The sequence below is a fragment of the Xanthomonas sp. NCPPB 3005 genome, assembly GCF_041228095.2.
In the GTDB taxonomy this organism is placed as follows: Bacteria; Pseudomonadota; Gammaproteobacteria; order Xanthomonadales; family Xanthomonadaceae; genus Xanthomonas_A; species Xanthomonas_A bonasiae.
The window spans coordinates 1,497,230-1,516,810 of the sequence record NZ_CP166096.2 but is presented as its reverse complement, the minus strand read 5'-3'; the positions used below and the strand labels follow the sequence as shown (position 1 = coordinate 1,516,810).

Below are 19,581 nucleotides of genomic sequence, written 5' to 3'. Positions count from 1 at the left end.
AGGGGACCCATGTTGAAGCAGCTGAGCGGTTGGTTGTTGGTGGTCGGCCTGGCCCTGGCCAGCGGGCCGGTGGCCGCGCAAAGCGCGCGCGCCTATGCGCCGGAGGACCTGCGGCAGCTGTCGGTGCCGAGCCGGGTGCGGGTGATCGAGCGCGAATACGCCGACCAGAGCCGCGGCCGGCAGATCCCCGACGACCAGTTGGAGTTCTACCTGGACCAGATCGACCGCGGCTGGGGCTTCGGCCGCATCCAGCAGGACATCTCCACCTCGCTGCGCGGCAGCAGCGGCCAGTGGCGGCCGCAGCCTGGCTTCAATGCCCAGACCATCGCCTGCTCCAGCAACGACCGCAAGCGCCGCCAGTGCGCGACGCCGTTCCGCGGCCGCGCGCGGCTGGTGGGCGCGCTGTCGGATTCGCCGTGCATCGAGGGCCAGACCTGGGGGTCGGGCCCTGGCGTGGTGTGGGTGGACCGCGGCTGCCGCGGCCGCTTCGCCGAAGGTCGCGGTGGCTGGGGCGACGGCGGCGGCCCCGGGCCGGGCCCTGGCCCAGGTCCCGGCCCGGGCGGCACCATCCGCTGCGAGAGCCAGGACCAGCGCCAGCGCGTCTGCACCACCGGCTGGCGCAATGCGGTGCTGGTCCGGCAGCTGTCCGACACCCGCTGCATCGAGGGCCGCAGTTGGGGTCAACGCGACGGCGCGGTGTGGGTGGACGATGGCTGCCGCGGCGAGTTCGCCGAAGGCCGGGGTGGCGGCGGTGGCGGCTGGGGTCCAGGCCGCCCGCCGTCCGGCGGCGATTACTCGGTGACCTGCAGCAGCGACGACAAGCGCCTGCGCAGCTGCGCCTGGGACCGCCGCCAGGGCCGCCCGGCGGTGATCCAGCAGCTGTCCGGCACCACCTGCGTCGAAGGCCGCAACTGGGGCTACGAGGGCAATGCGGTGTGGGTCAAGGAAGGCTGCCGGGCACGCTTCGGCGCCCGCTGAAGCCTCCCAGGCAGGAACGCGAACGGCCCGGAGGCGACTCCGGGCCGTTCGCATTTTCGGGACGCCCCGCCCCGCCCCGGGACGCCGCGCTCAGGTCGCGGCGGGCTTGGCGGCAGGCGCCGGCGTGGCCGCGGGGGTTGCGGCAGGTTTGGCCGCGCTGTCGGTGGACGCGGCGGCCGGCTTGGCCTCGCCGGTACTGCCGCTGCCGCTGCCGGACTCGGCCAGGTTGCGCTTCTTGTCGCCATCCTTCTTGAAGTCGGTCTCGTACCAGCCGCTACCGGACAGGCGGAACGACGGTGCGGTCAGCTGGCGCTTGACCGCGGGCGCGCCGCACGACGGACAGGCGTCCGGATCGGGATCGGACAGTTTCTGCAGGCGGTCGAAGCTGTGACCGCACTCGGCACATTGGAAGGCATAGATCGGCATGGCGGCAAAAACGCGAAAGGAACAGAGGCAGCCAGTATGGGGCCCGGGCGCCGGCTTTCAAGCGATACCGGCGCGTGGCGCCCTGTCCTGGATTTCCCAGCGGGCCGCAGCGTCGCTGCACAGGTCCGGGAACCGCGGGCCGCTCAAACGGCCGCCTGCGGCAGCGCCGGCCGCGGCGGGTCGACCGGCAGCGGTGTCGGATCTTGCGCAGCAGGCGCCTCGAGCAGGCCCTGGGCCGGTGCCGCCGGCAACGGCGCGGCCTCGACCGGGTCCACGTCGAACGGCATGCGGAACAGCAGCGACGGCAGCAACGTGCTCAGCGCCGCGTACAGCAACAGCGCACCGAACAGCGCATCGGCGATGGCGAAGCGCTCGCGCAGGATCGCGGCCAGCACCAGGGTGAAGATCAGGGTCGGCGCCAGCGCCAGCGACACCCGCAGGCTGCTGCGCGCATCCTCGCCGAACAGCAGCCGCCGCTGCAGCCAGACGATGCCGATGCGCAGCGGCAGCACGCACGCGGTCAGCGCCAGGCCCAGCCCCAGCGCCTGCAGGCTCAGCGCCCCGCTCGGCACCTTGGTGCCGGCGTTGAAGAAGTAGAACGGCACGAAGAACGAAGCGAACAGCCGCACCGCGTGCAGGTTCTCGTCGGAGGCCAGCAGCGGCATGCGCTGGCGCAGCAGGCGCGCGACCAGCCCGGCGATGAACGCGCCGACCAGGTAGTACACGCCCAGCGAATAGGTGATGTAGGCGGCGATCAGCCCGACCATCACCAGCAGCGAGAACTCCGACCCGGGCGCCTGCGGCGCCACCCAGCGTCCCAGCGCCACGAACAGCAGCGGCAGGCCGACCAGCATCGCCAGCAACGCCAGGCTGGACAGGCCCATCCGCCAGGGATCGCCGGCCTGCAGGATCACGAACAACGCCGCCAGCGCGAGCAATTCGCCGGCGATGGCCTTGCTGGTGACCCAGAAGCGCTCTTCCTCGCTGAGCCCGAGCCGGCCCAGCGAATCGATAATGAAGCCGGTGGACGGGGTCAGCAGCGCCAGCGCCAGCAAGCCGGCCGCCTGCCATGGCAGTGCGGCGTAGCGCCAGGCCAGCCAGCCGACTCCGAACAAGGTGCCGCCGCGCACCAGCAGGTGCAACAGCAGCGGCCACAACCCGCGGCGCAGCGCCTTCAGGTCCACCTCCAGGCCGGCGAACAGGAACAGCGAGGAGATGCCGAGCGTGGCCAGCAGCGCGATCACCGCATCGTGCGCCCGCTCGCCCATCGCCAGCATCGCGACGATGCCGAACAGCAGGCAGGTCAGCGGCGCCGGCAGCTTGAAGCGCTGCAGCGCGCGCGGGATCACCAGCAGGGCGAAGATCAGCAGCAGGTAGATCAGTTCGTGGCTCATCGGGCAGCGTGTCCATCGTGGGGGGCCACCGGCGGCGACGGCGGCGGCGCCAATGATGCCGCGTGGCGTGCACGGGTGTCGTCACGCCGCACCGGCGCCTGCAGCGGTTGCCTGTTCCCTATCCGGATGCAGGCGGGCGGCCTGACACGCGAGGCACCGGCTCCAGCGCAGCCGTGGCGAGACGTGTCGGCCTGCCTCGCCGCTGGCACGCACCCTGCGCATGCCGTGTCGCGGATGCGCGCGCACGGCGGCATGTAACGCAAACAGGCAGTCACACACACGCAACCATGTGTCGACACCATCGCAGCCCCCACACAAGCATTCACCCTTGATGAATTTTCCGAAAAGTTTCCGTACGCCGCGGCGCACGACACTCGCCCTGCTGCTGTCGGCGATGGTCGCCCACGCCCAGGCGGCCAGCGACGCCGGCGCTCCTGCCGCCGATGCCGACGCGCAGGTCTCCACCCTGGACCAGGTACAGGTCGTCGGCCAGGCCACCACCTACGCCAAGACCAGCGTCAGCAAGGAGATGCTGGACCGCCAGTTCGCGATGGGCAGCGTCAACGACGTGCTCAACGAACTGCCCGGGGTGATCGTGACCGAGGCCGATGCGTTCGGCTCCTCCGACTGGGGCACGCAGATCAGCATGCGCGGCTTCGTCAGCAACCGCGATACGCAGCAGATCGGCACCACCATCGACGGCCTGCCCAACGGCGGCTCGGCCTATGGCGGCGGCTCCAAGGCCAACCGCTTCATCGACACGCTCGACCTGGAGACGGTCGAAGTCAGCCAGGGCACCGCCGACATCGCCTCGCGCTCCAACGAAGCGCTGGGCGGCACGCTCAACTACCTGACCAGCGAACCGCTCGACGCGCAGCGCGTACGCATGGCCGTGGGCATCGGCGACAACGAGGCGCGCAAGTACTACGCGCGCTACGACACCGGCCTGATCGGCACCAGCAAGGCCTGGCTCAGCGCCTCGCACAGCAGCAACACCGACTGGATCGACGGCAGCGGCCACACCACCCGCGATCATCTCGCCGGCAAGTTCGACAGCGACCTGGGCGCGTGGAAGCTAAGCGGCTACCTGTCTTACGACGATGCCGACGAATCCGAGTACAGCAGCGTCACCCCCGAGCAGTTCGCGCGCGATCCCGAGCACGACCTGCTGACCGGCACCCTCACCGGCATTCCCTATCTGGACCAGAACTACCGTTCCGGCTCGCGCGCGCTGCGCAAGAACACCTTCGGCTACCTGCGCGGCGCGTTCGACGGCGGCAACGGCTTCAAGGCCACGCTCGCCGGCTACGTGCATCGCATGGAAGGCCGCGGCGACTGGATCCCGCCGTACCTGGTGGACGTGACCGACGACGGCAGCGGCAAGCCCGAATCCGAATACACCGGCGGACACACCGTGTACGGCGGCAGCGACCTGGGCAAGATCTACTTCGTCACCCCCACCGGCGCGGCGGCGACGATGCTGGCCGGCTGCAGCGGCAGCGCCACGGTGCCGGCCGAGTCCTATCCGGCCTGCTACCCGGCCGGCTCGCAGGCGGTGCAGTCCTACCGCCACAGCCACTACGACAACGACCGCGCCGGCTTCACCGCCGATGCCGAATGGCGCGCCGACCTGGGCGCGATCGACAACACCGTGCGCGCCGGCGTGTGGCTGGAAAAATACCAGCGCAGCGTCACCCGCGACTGGCACCGCTTGCTCGACGTCGGCACCAACATCGCCTTCGACCACGTGCCGTACTGGGTGCAGTTCAAGGACCACTACGACACCGACGAGCGCATGTACTACGTGGAAGACGTGATGCGCTACGGCAACTTCGCCTGGCGCGTGGGCGTCAAGCAGTTCTTCGTCGACCAGACCCGCGACCGCCGCATCGGCGACAGCGAACACGTCGAGTCGGACTCGCATTCCGATCCGCTGTTCTCCGCCGGCCTGACCTGGACCACGCCGGTGAAGGGCCTGGAAGCCTTCGCCGGCTATTCGCAGAACTTCGCCGCGATTCCGTCCGGCGTGCTCGGCGAAACCGACCCGGTGGCGCTGAGCCGGGTCAAGCCGGAGACCGCCGACAACATCGAGCTGGGCCTGCGCATGAGCCGCTGGCCGCTGACCGGCAGCGTCACCGTGTACGACATCCGCTTCGACAACCGCATCGTCTACGTGCCGGCGAACTTCGTCAGCGGCATCGATTATCTCGGCGAGACCGACGGCGTCTACGAGAACTTCGGCGGCGTGCATGCGCGCGGCGTGGAAGCGGCGCTGGGCTACGGCTGGGACAACGGCTGGCGGGTCAACGGCGCCTACACCTTCAACAAGGCGACCTACCTGGGCAGCGGCGACGCCGCGCGCGACACCGCACTGGAGATCACCCCAGGCTCGCAGGTGATCGGGCAGCCGCGCAACACCCTGGTGGCCTCGGCCGACTGGCAGGGCCAGGCGTGGTCGTTCGGCATCTCCGGGCGCTACCTCGGCAAGCGCTACCTGGATGCGTCCAACAGCAACAGCCTGGACGGCGTCACCACCTTCGGCGCACACCTGGGCCTGAGCCTGTCGCAGCTGTCGGCGCAGCTGCAGGGCGTGAAGCTGGACCTCAACGTCAGCAACCTCACCGACAAGCGCTACCTGGAAGGCGTGGACGGCAGCGACAGCGCGTTCATCGCCGCACCGCGCACGGTCGGCCTGACCCTGACGCTGGATCTGTAATCGCGCAGCCCGCATGCTGCGTCCTCGCCGGCGGCCTGGCGCCGCCGGCGAGCCCTTTTCGTCCTGTCCTGCCGGTGCCCGCGCCATGACCGATCTTCCCCGCCGCCGCCTGCTCCAGGCCGGCGTCGCCGGCGCCGCCGCCGCGCTGTTGCCGCCCAGCATCGCCCGCGCCGCCGCGATCGCCCCGGACGTGCGCAGCGGCACCCTGCAGGACCTGCAGCACGTGGTGATCCTGATGCAGGAGAACCGCGCCTTCGACCATTACTTCGGCAGCTTCGCCGGCGCGCGCGGCTTCGGCGACCGCTTCCCGATCCCGGCGCCGCCGTTGCCCGGCATCGCCCCGCGCACCGTCTGGCTGCAACCCAGCGAAGACGGCAGCCGGTTGCTGACGCCGTTCCCGCTGCACACCGCGCGCGACTTCCGCGGCATGCGCGTGCAGGGCACACCGCACACCTGGCCCAATGCGCAGCAGGCCTGGGACCACGGCCGCATGGGCCGCTGGGCCGCGGCCAAGCACGACCACGCATTGGCCCACTACGAACGCGACGACCTGCCGTTCCAGTTCGCGCTGGCCGAGGCCTTCACCCTGTGCGACGCCTACCACTGCGCGATCCAGGCCGGCACCAATCCCAACCGCGTGTTCCTGTGGACCGGGCAGAACGATCCGCAGGCGCGCGCCGGCGGGCCGGTGATCGCCAACTCGCACGACAACTTCCCCGAACTGGGCGGGCATGCCGACGACTACCGCTGGCCCAGCTACGTGGAAGCGTTGCAGCAGGCCGGCGTGTCCTGGCAGATCTACCAGGACATGGCCGACAACTTCACCGACAACCCGCTGGCCGGCTTCGCCCCGTTCCGTGCCGCCTGGCGCGGCGCACCCGGGCACGATCCGCAGCTGCGCGAACGCGGAGTCGGCACGCGCACGCTGGCGCAGCTGCGCGAGGACGTGCTCGGCGCACGGCTGCCGGCGGTGAGTTTCATCATCGCCGACGCCGCCGGCAGCGAGCATCCCGATCCGTCCAGCCCCGCGCAGGGCGCGGCCTACACCGCGCGCGTGCTGGATGCGCTGACCGCCGATCCGCAGGTGTGGTCGCGCACCGCGCTGCTGCTGATGTTCGACGAGAACGACGGCTTCTTCGACCACGTGCCGCCGCCGGCGCCGCCCTCGCCCGATCCGGCAGCGGCCGGTGGCTGGGCCGGGGCGTCCACGGTGAGCACCGACGGCGAATACCACCTGCACCCGGCGCCGGGCGACGACAAGGCCGACCTGCCCGAACTGCGCGGCCGGCCCTACGGGCTGGGCCCGCGGGTGCCGATGTACGTGATCTCGCCGTGGAGCCGCGGCGGCTGGATCGATTCGCAGGTCTACGACCACACCTCGGTGCTGCGCCTGCTGGAACGCCGCTTTGGCGTCGCCGCGAGTGGGCTGACGCCGTGGCGCCGCGCGGTCTGCGGCGATCTGGTGGATGCCTTCGACTTCCGCCAGGCCGATACGCGCCCGTTCTTCGCCACGCTGCCCGACGTCAGCGCCGCCGCCGCGCGCGCGGCCGCCTTGCACGAACATGCGCTGCCGCCGCTGCCGGACACCGTGCAGGCGCCGCAGCAGCCGTTCGGCGTGCGCCGCTCGCGCGCGTTGCCGTATCGCCCGACGGTGCAGTTGCAACACGTGAGCGCACGCGGCGAAGTGCTGCTGCGGATGGGCAATGCCGGCGCAGCCGCGGTGCTGCAGGTCTACGACCGCTACGACCTGGCCGCGATTCCGCGGCGCTACACGCTCGGCGCAGGCGCCACGCTGGACGCCACCTGGACCACTTACGACGGCCGCTACGACCTGTGGCTGCTCGGCCCCAACGGCTTCCACCGCCATTACCGCGGCGACCTCGACGCGGCGCCGCTGCACGCCGAGATCGCCCAGGACGCGCGCGATCCGCAGGCGCTATGCCTGCTGCTGCGCAATCCCGGCAGCAACGCGTTGCGCGTGGAACTGCAGCCGGGCGCGTATGCGCGGGCGCAACCCCACGACAGCGTGCTGCTGGCGCCCGGCACCGAACAGCGGCGCAGTTGGAGCGCGGCGGCCAGTGGCGGCTGGTACGACCTGTGGTTGATCCAGGACGGTGCGCGTCAGCGCCTGGCCGGGCGCGTGGAAACCGGCAAGCCCGGCGTCAGCGATCCGGCGATGGGCGGGCCGGCGCGGTTGTATCAGGAGGACCCGGTCGTGATCGGCGCGCTCGGCCCGATCGGCTGAGCGCCACGCTTTTTTTGCGCGATGACCGCACGCGGACCCGCGCAGCGGCCGCACGCCGGCAAGCGCGGAAACGCTCAGCGCGCGCCGGCCGCATCCAGTACCCCAATGCTCCCCAACCAGGTTTCCACCAGGTGCGGCCACTGCGCGACCGGCAGCTTGTCCGCGCGCAGGCCGAAGGCATGGCCGCCCTGCGCGTACAGGTGCATTTCCGTCGGCACGCCGGCCTCTTTCAGCGCGACGTAGTAGGCCAGCGACTGCGACACTCCATCCACCTCATCGTTCTCGGCCTGCAGCAGGAAGGTCGGCGGCGTATCCGCGCTGACGGTGATGTCAGGGCGCAGATCCAGGCGGGTCGGATCGCGCGTGGCGTCGTCCTCGTCCTCGTGCGCCCACAGGTGGCCCGGATAGACGGCGATGGCGAAGTCCGGGCGGCAACTCTGCGCGTCGGCGGCATCCACCGCCGGATACGTGCGCCTGGCGAAATGCGTGCTGGTCGCGGCCACCAGATGCCCGCCGGCGGAAAAACCCATCACCCCGACCTTGTGCGGATCGATCCCCCACTGCGCCGCATGCTGGCGCACCAGCCCCAGCGTGCGCTGCGCATCCTGCAGCGCGGTCTGGACCTTCGGGTAGTAGCGAGCGCCGTTGACCCAGGTCGGCCCCGAATTCGGGACACGGTACTTCAGCAGTACGCAGGTGATGCCGCGCGATGTCAGCCAATCGCAGATCTCGGTGCCCTCAAGATCCATCGCCAGTATTTGGTAGCCGCCGCCGGGAAACACCACCACCGCCACACCGGTGTTGCGACCCGTCGGCGCATACACCGTCATCGTCGGCCGGCTGACGTCGTTGGCCCTGCCTGGTCCGGGACCGACCGATTCTGGTTTCGGATGGGGCAATGCATCGGGAGCCGTGCCGGGCCAGATCGGCACCTGCACATGGCCAGGCGCTGGTTGCCAGGCCTCCGCCTGCGCCTGTGCATGGGCGAACAGCAGTGCGGCGGCCGCAACGCTGGAAAGGAACGGATTGCGCATCGTGGTGCTCCAGTGGATGGCGAAGAGGAAGAAGCAAGCAAGAGGCAGGAACGCATGCGCTATGCGGAAACACGAGGCGTCCACTCGCAGGTGCGGCAGCGCATGCGCCGGCGCCCGGATCTGGTGATTCGCAATGCAGGTGCGGCGGCCGCGCCACGCCTGGGATGGGTGCTGCCGCCAAGCGCGCCACGGCGATGACCGCTGCGGCCGCGCGTGGCGCTCGCGCTCAACCCGCGAGCGTCTCGCGGACCGCGACCGCCACCGCCTTCAGCGCCGCGTCGCGCGCATCGCTGTCGACCTTGGCACCGTTGAGGTAGGCGGTCAGCAGCAACGGCGCCCGCCCGCCCGGCGGCCATACGATGGCGATGTCGTTGCGGGTGTCGGTGCCGTTGCTGCCGGTCTTGTCGCCGATCTTCCAGCCGCGCGGCAGGCCGGCGCGCAGGCAATCGTCGCCGGTGCGGTTGTCGAGCATCCAATCGGTCAGGCGCTTGCGCGAGGCCGGTTGCAATGCATCGCCGAGCAACAGCGTGCGCATGGTCGTGGCCGTCGCCGCCGGCGTGGTGGTATCGCGTGGATCGCCCACGGCGACCTGGTTCATCTCCGGCTCGTGGCGGTCGCTGCGGGTCACCGGATCGCCGAGCCCGCGCAGGAAGCGGGTCAGCCCCGGCGGGTCGCCGACCAGCGGGAACAGCAGATTGGCCGCCGGGTTGTCGCTGTAGATCATCGTCGCCCGGCACAGCTCGGCCACGCTGAGCGTGCCGCCGACATGGCGCTCGGTCACCGGCGCATGCGACACCATGTCCGCGGCGCGGATGTCCAGCCGCTGCTCCAGGCTCAGTTCGCCGCGATCGACCCGCTGCAGCACCGCGGCCGCCAATACAAATTTGAAGGTGCTGCACATCGGGAAGCGTTCGTCCAGGCGCTGCCCGCCCAACATCCTGCCGCTACCGTCGAGCAGCGCCACGCCCAACCGCCCGGCCGTGCGGCGCTCGATCTCGGCGAGCCGCTGCGCCAGCGTCTGCGCCTTTCCCGGCGGCACTTTCGCATCCACCGTCGCCACCGCCAGCGCGGCCGCCGCCAGCCCCATGCCCTGCAGGAATCGTCGTCTGTCCAGCATCGTCCACCTCCGTCGGAAGACCCGATCATGCGCAGCTTGACCGCGGCCCACCAGCGAGGTTATTCAATCGCAATCATGAAAATAACTAATGGCGCACGATGATCCGCCCGCAGCTGCCATTGAACGCCCTGCGCGCCTTCGAAGCCGCCGCACGGCACCAGAACCTGACCCGCGCGGCCGCCGAGCTGTGCGTGACCCAGGCCGCGCTCAGCCACCAGATCAAGCAACTGGAAGCGCGCCTGGGCGTGGTCCTATTCCAGCGATTGCCGCGCGGCGTAGCCCTGACCGACGAAGGCCAGCGCCTGCATCCGGTGCTGACCGAGGCCTTCGATCGCATCGCCGCCACCCTGCAGCGCTTCGCCGGCGGCCGCTACCGCGAGACGCTGAGCATCGGCGTGGTCGGCACCTTCGCGGTGGGCTGGCTGCTGCCGCGGCTGGACGCCTTCCACGCCACGCATGCGGACATCGAACTGCGCGTGCACACCCACAACAACCGGGTCGATCTGGCCGGCGAAGGCCTGGACCTGGCGATCCGCTTCGGCGACGGCGACTGGCAAGGCCAGTCCGCCACGCCGATCCTGGACGCGCCGTTCGCGCCGGTGTGCGCGCCGGCGCTGGCGCGATCGCTGCGCGTGCCGGCCGACCTGGGCGGCGTGCCGCTGCTGCGCTCCTACCGGCTGGACGAATGGGCGCGCTGGCTGCAGGCGGCCGGCGCGCCGGAAGTGGTCGCCAGCGGGCCGATCTGCGATTCGTCGCTGACCCTGGCCAGCGCCGCGGCGGCGGGCGCCGGCGTGGCCTTGCTGCCGCTGCGCCTGTTCGCCCAGGACCTGGACGCCGGGCGCCTGCTCGCGCCGTTCCCGACCCGCATCGACGCCGGCCGCTACTGGCTCACCCGGCTGCGCTCGCGCGCGGAAAACGACGCCAGCCGCCGCCTGCGCGAATGGCTGCTGGCCGAGCGATGACAGGCGGCGCGCGGCGCATCAGCTAGTCGCTGTCGACGCCGGCCCGCATTGATCGAGCCGGACACGGCACAGCCCCACCATCGCACTCCAACAGCAGCGCGACCGGGCACCACAGGCCAGGTGAAGAATTTGTGCACTGCCGCTTGGCGGCTGCCCGAACGCCGAACTATGATCATGGTCGCAGTTGCAATGTGCGCCAGGGGAAGGCGATCACGTTCCTGGGGGGAACACGCAATGAACCGTTTCGTCATGGCCGCTCGTCCGGCTCTGGTTTCTCGCGACATCGTCCTGGCCGCCGCGCTGGCCTGTCTGTGCGTATTGCACCTGGCCTATTTCCTGCGCAGCGGCGCGAGTGAATGGCACTGGGCGCTGAGTGCGGCCGGGCTGGCCTTGATGGGGATCAAGGCCGGCTTGCGGCCGACGCCGACGGCACGCCCGTCGCTGCGCGGCCTGCGCTCGCGTACGCCGCTGGACTGGGCCGCCATCGCCGGCGGCCTGCTGGTCGTGGCCAGCGCCGCCGCCTGAGCGCGTCCGCAGCACGCCGGCACGGTGCCGGCAAGCGCGCAGCGGGCGCTTGGCTTTTGGGCCAGACGCTCTGACCATGCCGCCGGCGGTCGTCATGCATCTGCCGCCATGCGGCATCGCCGTTCGCGTCCGCCTCAGGCGCATGCCTCGCGGTCGCTATCCCGCGCGCGCAGCGCCGGTTCCCACCCGCGATGCCAGCCGCCGGAACGCCTCGCGCTGGGCGGCATCGACGAACCAGGAGGTGGGCACCAGGTCGAACAACATGTCGTTGTGATACAGCAGCAGCACCTGCGGATTCTCGCGATAGCGGATGAAATCGGCCCAGGGACGGCGCGCGTGCCCGCCCGACCAGGTAACCTCAAGACCGTTCTCGTCCCAGGCATAGGTGATGGCATGCCGCAGCGCCGCCTGTTGCGCATGCAGGCGCCGCAGCTTGCGCGGCAGTTTCCACCCGTACAGCAAGGCCAGGCCGATCAGGCCACCGCCACCGATGCCGCCCAGCAGGCCGCCTACGATGCAGACAGCATCGCTGGTGCCGACTATCACGAGCGGCACTCCAACCAACAGCAGCGTCGCCGACAGCACCAGCGCACGCCGCAGCGGGCGCCGTTGGTGCAGGCGTTGCGCGGCAAGATAGTCGTCCAGGCTGATGACGCCGCTGATCATGCTCGGCTGGCCTCGTTCGCTTGTGTCGTTTGCACAAGCGTATCGGCGCGCGCATGAACGGGCATGCGCACGCGGCACCGCAATGGACTGCGCCAGCGATCGCGCCGCAAGCGCAACGGGCTATGCGCCTTCGATCAATTCCATCCACGCCTGCTCGGCCTGCGCCAGCAGTTGCGCGGTGGCCTCACGGTCGCGGCCCAGCACCGCCATCTTCTCCGCGTCGGCGTAGTGCCTGGGATCGGCGAGCTGGCGGTCGAGCTCGGCCAGCGCCGCTTCCAGCTCGCCGACGCGCTTTTCGGCGGCGGCCAGCTTGTGCGGGTTCGGCGGCTTCTTCGCCGGCAGCGGCTTGACCGGCGGCGGCGGGGTCGGCGCGACCTCGGCCATCTTCTGCTTGGTGCCCTGCGCGGCCGGACGGCTACGCAGCCACGCCGCGTATTCGTCCAGGTCGCCGTCGAACGGCTCGACCACGCCGTCGGCCACGCGCCAGAACGTGTCGCAGACCAGGCCGATCAGGTGGCGGTCGTGCGAGACCATCACGATCGCGCCCTCGAAATCGCTCAAGGCCTCGGCCAGCGCCTCGCGCATCTCCAGGTCCAGGTGGTTGGTCGGCTCGTCGAGCAGCAGCACGTTCGGCTGCTGCCAGGCGATCAGCGCCAGCGCCAGGCGCGCGCGCTCGCCGCCGGAGAAGCCGTCCACCACTTCGAACGCGCGATCGCCCGGGAAATTCCACTTGCCGAGGAAGTCGCGGAACGCCTGGATCGACGCGTCCGGCGAGATCTCGCGGAAATGGTCGATCGGCGACTGCCCTTCGTGCAGCGACTCCACCGTGTGCTGGGCGAAGTAGCCGATGCGCAGGTCCGGATGCGCGCTGCGTTCGCCGCTGAGCAGCGGGATCTCGCCGACCAGGCTCTTGACCAGGGTCGACTTGCCGGCGCCGTTGGGGCCGAGCAGGCCGATGCGGTCGCCCGCTTCCAGGCCGAACCCGGCCTGGCGCAGGATCACCTCGCTGCCGTAGCCGCAGTCGGCATGGTTGAGCCGGATCAGCGAATGCGGCAGGCGGTTGGGCTGCGCGAACTCGATGCGGAACTCGCGCTCGGCGCGCACCGCCTCGGTGCCGGCCATCTTCGCCAGCCGCTTCATCCGGCTCTGCGCCTGGCTGGCCTTGCTGGCCTGCGCCTTGAAGCGGTCGATGAAGCTCTGCAGGTGGGCGCGCTCGGCCTGTTCCTTTTCGTGCGCGATCTGCTGCTGGCGCAGCTGCTCGGTACGCTGGCGCTCGAAATCGGTGTAGCCGCCGACATACAGCTTGGCGCCGCCGCCGTGCAGATGCAGGGTGTGGGTGGCGACGTTGTCGAGGAATTCGCGGTCGTGGCTGATCAGCAGCAGCGTGCCCGGGTACTTCAGCAGCCACTGTTCCAGCCACAGCACCGCGTCCATATCCAGATGGTTGGTCGGCTCGTCGAGCAGCAGCAGGTCCGAGGGCATCATCAGCGCCCGCGCCAGGTTCAGCCGCACCCGCCAGCCGCCGGAGAAATCCTTGACCGGGCGCGAATGCGTCGCCGCCGGGAAGCCCAGGCCGTGCAGCAGCTTGCCGGCGCGCGCGGTGCCGTCGTAGCCGCCGACCTCTTCCAGGCGCACGTGCGCCGCGGCGACCGCCTCCCAGTCCTCCGCGGCCAGCGCGGCGGCCTCGGCCTGCAGCGCCGCGGCCACCTCGGTGTCGCCGCCGAGCACGAAGTCCAGCGCCGGATCCGGCAGCGACGGGGTTTCCTGGGCGACGCTGGCGGTGCGCAGCTTGCCGGGCAGTTCCACATCGCCCTTGTCCGCCTCCAACTCGCCGCGGATCGCCGCGAACAGGCTGGACTTGCCGGTGCCGTTGCGCCCGACCACACCGACGCGGTAGCCGGCATGCAGGGTCAGATCGACGTTGGACAACAGCAGCCGCTCGCCGCGGCGCATGGCGAAGTTTCTAAGGGAAATCACGGGAAGGGGGGCACTCGACGTTCGAGGCGGCAGTGTATCCGCTTCGTCCCGGATGGCCCACCCCGGCTCCGGGCCGCGGCCGGCCATCGGCCCCCGCCGCGCGGGCCTCGGACCGGACCCGTCCGCCACCCGGCAACTGGATCCAATACCGTTTTTGTATACGCGGCCAGATGAAAAAAATATTTCAATCGGGGCGATTCATCGCTGCACTGCAGCATGCCGCGCCTGCCCTCAGGGCACTCAGACCCACGCCATTCCCCCAGCCACTGGAGTCTCCGTACGATGAAGCACCGCCCGCTCCCCCTGGCCAGCGCCATCCTGCTCGCCCTCGCCTCCGGCACCAGCTTCGCTCAGCAAGACCAGGCTCCCAAGACCCTGGACAACATCATCGTCACCGGCACCCGCATCGCCGACCGCACGGTGGCCGAGTCGCAATCGCCGATCGACATCATCGGCCCCGAATCGCTGCAGGCGACCGGCGCCAGCGACCTGGGCAGCGCCCTGGGCAAGCTGCTGCCGTCGCTGAACTTCCCGCGCCCGGCGATCAACGACGGCAACGATGCGCTGCGCCCGGCGACCCTGCGCGGCCTGTCCCCGGACGCGGTGCTGGTGCTGGTGGACGGCAAGCGCTACCACACCACCTCGCTGGTCAACTACAACCCGTCGGTCGGCCGCGGCTCGGCGCCGGCCGATCTCAATTCGATCCCGATGTCGGCGATCGCGCGCATCGAGGTGCTGCGCGACGGCGCCTCCGCGCAGTACGGCTCCGATGCGATCGCCGGGGTGATCAACATCGTGCTCAAGCACGGCGCCAAACCCGGCAGCAACAGCGTCTCGGTCAACGGCGGCATCATGGACAAGGGCGACGGCGCGCAGAACGGCGTGGACGGCTCGTACGGATTGGCCTTCGGCGGCGCGAACGACGGCGAAGCGCCCGGCTGGGTGCGGCTGTCCTGGAACTATCAGAACGCGATGAACACCAACCGCGCCGAGAACGCCGACAAGGCCACCACCCTGGCCGGCGCCGACAATCCCAGCGGCATTCCGTACCAGCGCTACGGCGACCCCGCGGTCAAGACCTACCAGGGCCTGCTCAGCTTCGGCTATGCGCTGACCCCGCGCATCGACCTGTACGGCTACGCCAACTTCAGCCGCCGCGAGGTGGTGTCCAACGGCTACTACCGCGCCTGGGACAACAGCGACCGCAACGTGCAGGCGATCTACCCCAACGGCTTCCTGCCGCAGATCTACAACCCGTCCAACGACCGCGCCGCGGTGCTGGGCCTCAAGGGCAGCACCGACAGCGACTGGACCTGGGACGTCTCCGCCGACTACGGCGAGAACGACGTGACCTTCAACCTGCTCAACACCATCAACACCAATCTGTACTGGACCACCGGCGCCTCGCCCACCCGCTTCAATGCCGGCGGCTTCCGCAACCGGCAGGGCGTGCTCAATGCGGACTTCAGCAAGTCCTTCGACTGGGGCCTGGCCTATCCGGTCAACCTGGCCTTCGGTGCCGAATACCGGCAGGACAAGTACGCGGTCAACGCCGGCTCGCCGGATTCGTATTTCTTCGATCCGACCACGATCAACCCGGACACCGGCAGCGCCTATCCGGGCGGCTCGCAGGTGTTCCCGGGCCTGGCGCCGGCGGTGGCCGGCGACTTCGAGCGGCACAGCAAGGCGGTCTATGCCGACCTGGAGGCCGACCTGACCGAGAAACTCTCCGGCGGCCTGGCCGCGCGCTACGAGGACTACAGCGATGCCGGCTCCACCCGCTCCGGCAAGCTGTCGGCGCGCTACCAGCTCAGCGACGCCTTCGCCCTGCGCGGCACCGTCTCCAATGGCTTCCGCGCGCCCTCGCTGGCGCAGCAGAACTACGCCTCGGTGGTGACCCTGCTGCAGAACGGGCAACTGACCCAGATCGGCACCTACCGTACCTCCGACCCGGTGGCCATCGCGCTCGGCGCCAAACCGCTGACCCCGGAAAAATCCAGCAACTACAGCGTCGGCGCGGTGTGGCAGGCCGGCACCGACTTCAGCTCCACCCTGGACCTGTACCAGATCCGCATCTGGGACCAGATCCTGTATTCGGACCAGCTGTCGCTGGATGTGCCGATCGGGCAGGTCACCGCGGTGCAGTTCTTCGTCAACGGCGCGACCACCCGCACCCGCGGCGTCGACTGGGTGAACAACTATCTGCTCGATCTGGACCAAGCCGGCAGGCTCAACCTGAGCCTCAGCGCCAACTACAACAAGACCGAGATCCTGGAGGTCTCCGATCCCAACTTCCGGCGCGCCAGCCAGGGCCTGCTGACCGACGCCACCCCGCGCACCAAGTACGTGCTCAGCGCCGACTGGACCCGCGCCGGCTGGAGCGTGCGTGGCGACGCCACCCGCTACGGCGCGGTCACCCGCCGCGGCGACAACGCCGACGGCAGCCAGGATCAGACCTTCGCCGCACGCTGGCTGTTGAACGTGTCCGCCAGCTACACCTGGCGCGACCTCACCTTCAGCGTGGGCGCGGACAACCTCACCAACCAGTACCCGACCCGGTCGGCACCGAACAACATCTACGAGGACCGCCCCAGCGGCCTGCAGTACTCGTCGCTGTCTCCGTTCGGCTTCAACGGCCGCTACTGGTTCGGCCGGGTGAGCTACCGCTTCTAGGGCAACCTCCAGGCCAGCCCTACTGCCACACCCCGCACAGGCCGCTCCGCCGCAGGGCGCGGGCGGCCTGTGCCATTGGGGCGAGCCGCCATTTCACTTAGAACCGAAAGGCATAAGAACATGCTGCGGCATGCTGCACTGCCGCGCGATTGTTAAATAATAATAACGATCCCCGGGGCAGGCCCGCATGGCCGGCGTCGCACAGCGACCGCCCCCTTTGCCGTTTCGGCATCCGCTGGAGTTTCCATGAACCGTCCGTTGTCCCTGTTGGCGAGCGCCGTGCTCGCCGCCCTCGCCGCCCCTCCGGTCCTGGCCCAGGCCACCACCGACACCCCGAGCACGCTCGACACCGTCATCGTCACCGGCACCCGGGTCAGCGACCGCACCGTGGCCGAGTCGCAGTCGCCGATCGACATCATCAGCACCGAAGCGCTGCAGTCCACCGGCACCTCCGAGCTGGCCACCGCGCTGTCGCGCGTGCTGCCCTCGCTGAACTTCCCGCGCCCGGCGCTGACCGACGGCACCAGCGGCATCCGCCCGGCGCAGCTGCGCGGGCTGTCGCCGGACCAGGTGCTGGTGCTGGTCAACGGCAAGCGCCGCCACACCTCCGCACAGATCAACGTCAACGGCAGCATCGGCCGCGGCGCCTCGGCGGTGGACATCAACGCGATCCCGATCGCGGCGATCGAGCGCGTGGAAGTGCTGCGCGACGGCGCCTCGGCGCAGTACGGCTCCGACGCCATCGCCGGGGTCATCAACATCGTGCTGAAGGGCTCGGGCAGCGGCGGCAGCCTGGCGATCGACCACGGCCAGTACTCGGCCGGCGACGGCGCCAAGTCGCAGCTCTCCGGCGATACCGGGGTCAGCTTCGGCGACGGCCGCGGCAGCCTGCATGTGGCCGGGCAGATCAGCCAGCAGGACGAAACCAACCGCGCCGGTCCCTACCGGGGCACTGCGCCGAACACCGGCAACTATCCGGGCATCGGCGAGACCACCTTCGTCTACGGCGACCCGCAGGTCGATGCGACCGCAGTCTCGGCCAACGGCGAGTTCCGTTTCAGCGACCGCGTCACCGGCTACGCCACCGCCATCGCCAGCAACCGCGACATCACCTCGTTCGCGTTCTACCGCTCGCGCAATCATAACGGGCAGAGCGCGCTGCTGGCGCAGACCTATCCCGACGGCTACGTGCCGGAGATCGAGCAGTACTCCAAGGACCGCTCGCTGGTGGCCGGACTCAAGGGCAGCACCGAAGGCGGCTTCGGCTGGGACGTGAGCTACAACTACGGCTACAACAAGATCGACTTCAACACCCGCAACAGCATCAACTACAGCCTGGGCACCGACAGCCCGAGCAGCTTCTACGACGGCGCGCTGGAGTACACCCAGAACATCGTCAATGCCGACTTCACCCAGCCGCTGGAATGGGGCCTGGCCTATCCGGTGACGCTGTCCTTCGGCGCCGAGTACCGCCAGGAGAAGTGGAACCAGTCGCCGGGCGAACTGGCCTCCTACACCGGCACCACCGGCGGCGCGCAGGGCTTCGCCGGCTTCTCGCCGGCCAACGCGGTGCATTCGGACCGCCACAACTACGCCGTCTACGCCGGGCTGGAAGCCGACTTCACCGACAAGTTCTCCGCCGGCCTCACCGGCCGCTACGAGGACTACTCGGATTTCGGCAGCAAGAGCTCGGGCAAGCTGTCGGCGCGCTACGCGTTCACCGACAAGGTGGCGCTGCGCGGCACCGTGGCCAGCGGCTTCCGCGCCCCGTCGCTGGCGCAGCAGCAATACCAGGCGGTGACCAGCAGCTACATCAACGGCAGCTTCTTCGAATCGGGCACCTTCCCGGTGGACAGCGCCGTGGCCCAGGCGCTGGGCGCCGCGCCGCTGAAGGCGGAGACCTCGCTGTCCTACAGCCTGGGCCTGGTGCTGCAGCCGGTCGAGCGCCTGTACGTGACCCTGGACGCGTACCAGATCAAGATCGACGACCGCATCCTGCTGTCCTCCAACCTCAACGACGCCGCCGTGCTCGCGCAGTTGCAGAGCCTGGGCTATTCCAACGTCACCAGCGTGCGCTACTTCGCCAACGCGGCCGACACCCGCACCCGCGGCGTCGACCTGGTCGGCACCTACACGATCCCGTTCGCGGCCAGCTCGCTCGACCTCACCGCCAGCTACGGCTACAGCAAGACCGAGATCACCCATGCGGTCGAACAGCCGCAGGCGCTGGTGGACATCGGCTCGACCCAGACCATCCTGGGCCGCGACGAGATCGGGCGCCTGGAGGACAGCTTCCCGAAGGACAAGATCATCCTCAGCGGCACCTGGAAGCTGCAGCGCTGGGACTTCAACCTGGCCGCCACCCGCTACGGCGATTTCACCGTGCGCAACTCCGCCAGCGCCGCGCGCGACCAGACCTACGACGCGAGCTGGGTGGTGGACGCCTCGGCCAGCTTCAAGCCCAGCGACAACTGGACGCTGACCCTGGGCGCCGACAACCTGCTCGACCAGTACCCGGACAAGACCACCAACCTGGTCAACTCCACCTACGGCATGCTGCCCTACAGCAACTACTCGCCGTACGGATTCAACGGCGCCTACGTGTATGGGCGGATCAACTACCGCTGGTGATCGCCACGGTCGCGTCGCCGCGTGCGGCGCGATCCGTGAACTGGACCACACCCGAAAGGCCCCGCAATGCGGGGCCTTTCGTTTTTGTCTACGACCTCGGCAAACGGCGGCATCGATTCTGCCGCAAGTGCCGCAGCGGTCGTTGCAAATGCAACCACGCGCGCGGGTTTAACAGAACATTGACACACCCGACATATGCCGGTAACCCATGGCCGCAGCCGCAACATTCGCCATAGG

Annotated in this window: 12 protein-coding genes and 2 pseudogenes; 7 read left to right on the top strand and 7 right to left on the bottom strand. The window is 69.7% G+C overall.

Going from position 1 to position 19,581, the window contains the following annotated elements:
• Positions 1-9 precede the first annotated feature (9 nt).
• The gene (locus AB8810_RS06480) at positions 10-978 is read left to right on the top strand and encodes a DUF3011 domain-containing protein (RefSeq protein ID WP_206230489.1); all 969 of its coding nucleotides are present in this window, start codon (positions 10-12) and stop codon (positions 976-978) included.
• A 90-nt stretch (positions 979-1,068) separates the two neighbouring features.
• Here AB8810_RS06480 and AB8810_RS06475 read toward each other — a convergent pair whose 3' ends face one another.
• Positions 1,069-1,404, bottom strand: a complete 336-nt coding sequence (locus tag AB8810_RS06475) for an FmdB family zinc ribbon protein (protein ID WP_206230490.1) — start codon at positions 1,402-1,404, stop codon at positions 1,069-1,071.
• 143 nt (positions 1,405-1,547) lie between these two features.
• Positions 1,548-2,798, bottom strand: a complete 1,251-nt coding sequence (locus tag AB8810_RS06470; RefSeq protein ID WP_206257772.1) for a cation:proton antiporter — start codon at positions 2,796-2,798, stop codon at positions 1,548-1,550.
• Between the two features lie 331 nt (positions 2,799-3,129).
• On the opposite strand from AB8810_RS06470, the gene AB8810_RS06465 reads away from it, so the two are divergent.
• Complete coding sequence (locus tag AB8810_RS06465; RefSeq protein ID WP_369915881.1) at positions 3,130-5,514, top strand: TonB-dependent receptor; 2,385 nt, start codon at positions 3,130-3,132, stop codon at positions 5,512-5,514.
• A gap of 85 nt (positions 5,515-5,599) precedes the next feature.
• Positions 5,600-7,759, top strand: a complete 2,160-nt coding sequence (locus AB8810_RS06460) for a phosphocholine-specific phospholipase C (RefSeq protein ID WP_369915880.1) — start codon at positions 5,600-5,602, stop codon at positions 7,757-7,759.
• 74 nt (positions 7,760-7,833) lie between these two features.
• Here the strand turns inward: AB8810_RS06460 and AB8810_RS06455 are convergent, their stop codons facing one another.
• From AB8810_RS06455 to AB8810_RS06445, 3 genes and pseudogenes are all read right to left on the bottom strand, one after another.
• On the bottom strand, positions 7,834-8,793 hold the full coding sequence (locus AB8810_RS06455; protein ID WP_369915879.1) for an alpha/beta hydrolase: 960 nt from the start codon (positions 8,791-8,793) through the stop codon (positions 7,834-7,836).
• 226 nt (positions 8,794-9,019) lie between these two features.
• Positions 9,020-9,796: pseudogene (gene bla / locus AB8810_RS06450) on the bottom strand (class A beta-lactamase); the annotation flags it as partial.
• 45 nt (positions 9,797-9,841) lie between these two features.
• Positions 9,842-9,910: pseudogene (locus AB8810_RS06445) on the bottom strand (twin-arginine translocation signal domain-containing protein); the annotation flags it as partial.
• A 98-nt stretch (positions 9,911-10,008) separates the two neighbouring features.
• Between AB8810_RS06445 and ampR the strand changes: the two are divergent.
• Complete coding sequence (ampR, locus tag AB8810_RS06440) at positions 10,009-10,872, top strand: LysR family transcriptional regulator AmpR (RefSeq protein WP_369915878.1); 864 nt, start codon at positions 10,009-10,011, stop codon at positions 10,870-10,872.
• A gap of 234 nt (positions 10,873-11,106) precedes the next feature.
• Entirely contained in the window at positions 11,107-11,397 is a 291-nt protein-coding gene (locus tag AB8810_RS06435) for a hypothetical protein (protein ID WP_179566562.1), read from the top strand.
• Positions 11,398-11,553: 156 nt separating this feature from the next.
• On the opposite strand, the gene AB8810_RS06430 is transcribed toward AB8810_RS06435, so the two are convergent.
• Positions 11,554-12,063, bottom strand: coding sequence for a YcxB family protein (locus tag AB8810_RS06430; RefSeq protein ID WP_369915877.1), 510 nt, complete (start codon positions 12,061-12,063; stop codon positions 11,554-11,556).
• A gap of 120 nt (positions 12,064-12,183) precedes the next feature.
• Positions 12,184-14,040 (bottom strand): ABC-F family ATP-binding cassette domain-containing protein, encoded by a 1,857-nt coding sequence (locus AB8810_RS06425; protein ID WP_369915876.1) that lies wholly within the window; start codon positions 14,038-14,040, stop codon positions 12,184-12,186.
• Positions 14,041-14,322: 282 nt separating this feature from the next.
• Between AB8810_RS06425 and AB8810_RS06420 the strand changes: the two genes are divergently transcribed.
• Positions 14,323-16,713 (top strand): TonB-dependent receptor plug domain-containing protein, encoded by a 2,391-nt coding sequence (locus AB8810_RS06420; protein WP_369915875.1) that lies wholly within the window; start codon positions 14,323-14,325, stop codon positions 16,711-16,713.
• Between the two features lie 246 nt (positions 16,714-16,959).
• Positions 16,960-19,344 (top strand): TonB-dependent receptor plug domain-containing protein, encoded by a 2,385-nt coding sequence (locus tag AB8810_RS06415; protein WP_369915874.1) that lies wholly within the window; start codon positions 16,960-16,962, stop codon positions 19,342-19,344.
• Positions 19,345-19,581: the final 237 nt, after the last annotated feature.

Excerpts from the sequence above, each read along its gene's own strand:
- AB8810_RS06460 (WP_369915880.1), top strand. The coding sequence starts at position 5,600 with ATGACCGATCTTCCCCGCCGCCGCCTGCTCCAGGCCGGCGTCGCCGGC.
- AB8810_RS06420 (WP_369915875.1), top strand. The coding sequence starts at position 14,323 with ATGAAGCACCGCCCGCTCCCCCTGGCCAGCGCCATCCTGCTCGCCCTC.
- AB8810_RS06430 (WP_369915877.1), bottom strand. The coding sequence starts at position 12,063 with ATGATCAGCGGCGTCATCAGCCTGGACGACTATCTTGCCGCGCAACGC.
- AB8810_RS06415 (WP_369915874.1), top strand. The coding sequence starts at position 16,960 with ATGAACCGTCCGTTGTCCCTGTTGGCGAGCGCCGTGCTCGCCGCCCTC.
- AB8810_RS06435 (WP_179566562.1), top strand. The coding sequence starts at position 11,107 with ATGAACCGTTTCGTCATGGCCGCTCGTCCGGCTCTGGTTTCTCGCGAC.
- ampR (WP_369915878.1), top strand. The coding sequence starts at position 10,009 with ATGATCCGCCCGCAGCTGCCATTGAACGCCCTGCGCGCCTTCGAAGCC.
- AB8810_RS06480 (WP_206230489.1), top strand. The coding sequence starts at position 10 with ATGTTGAAGCAGCTGAGCGGTTGGTTGTTGGTGGTCGGCCTGGCCCTG.
- AB8810_RS06455 (WP_369915879.1), bottom strand. The coding sequence starts at position 8,793 with ATGCGCAATCCGTTCCTTTCCAGCGTTGCGGCCGCCGCACTGCTGTTC.
- AB8810_RS06475 (WP_206230490.1), bottom strand. The coding sequence starts at position 1,404 with ATGCCGATCTATGCCTTCCAATGTGCCGAGTGCGGTCACAGCTTCGAC.
- AB8810_RS06465 (WP_369915881.1), top strand. The coding sequence starts at position 3,130 with ATGAATTTTCCGAAAAGTTTCCGTACGCCGCGGCGCACGACACTCGCC.
- AB8810_RS06470 (WP_206257772.1), bottom strand. The coding sequence starts at position 2,798 with ATGAGCCACGAACTGATCTACCTGCTGCTGATCTTCGCCCTGCTGGTG.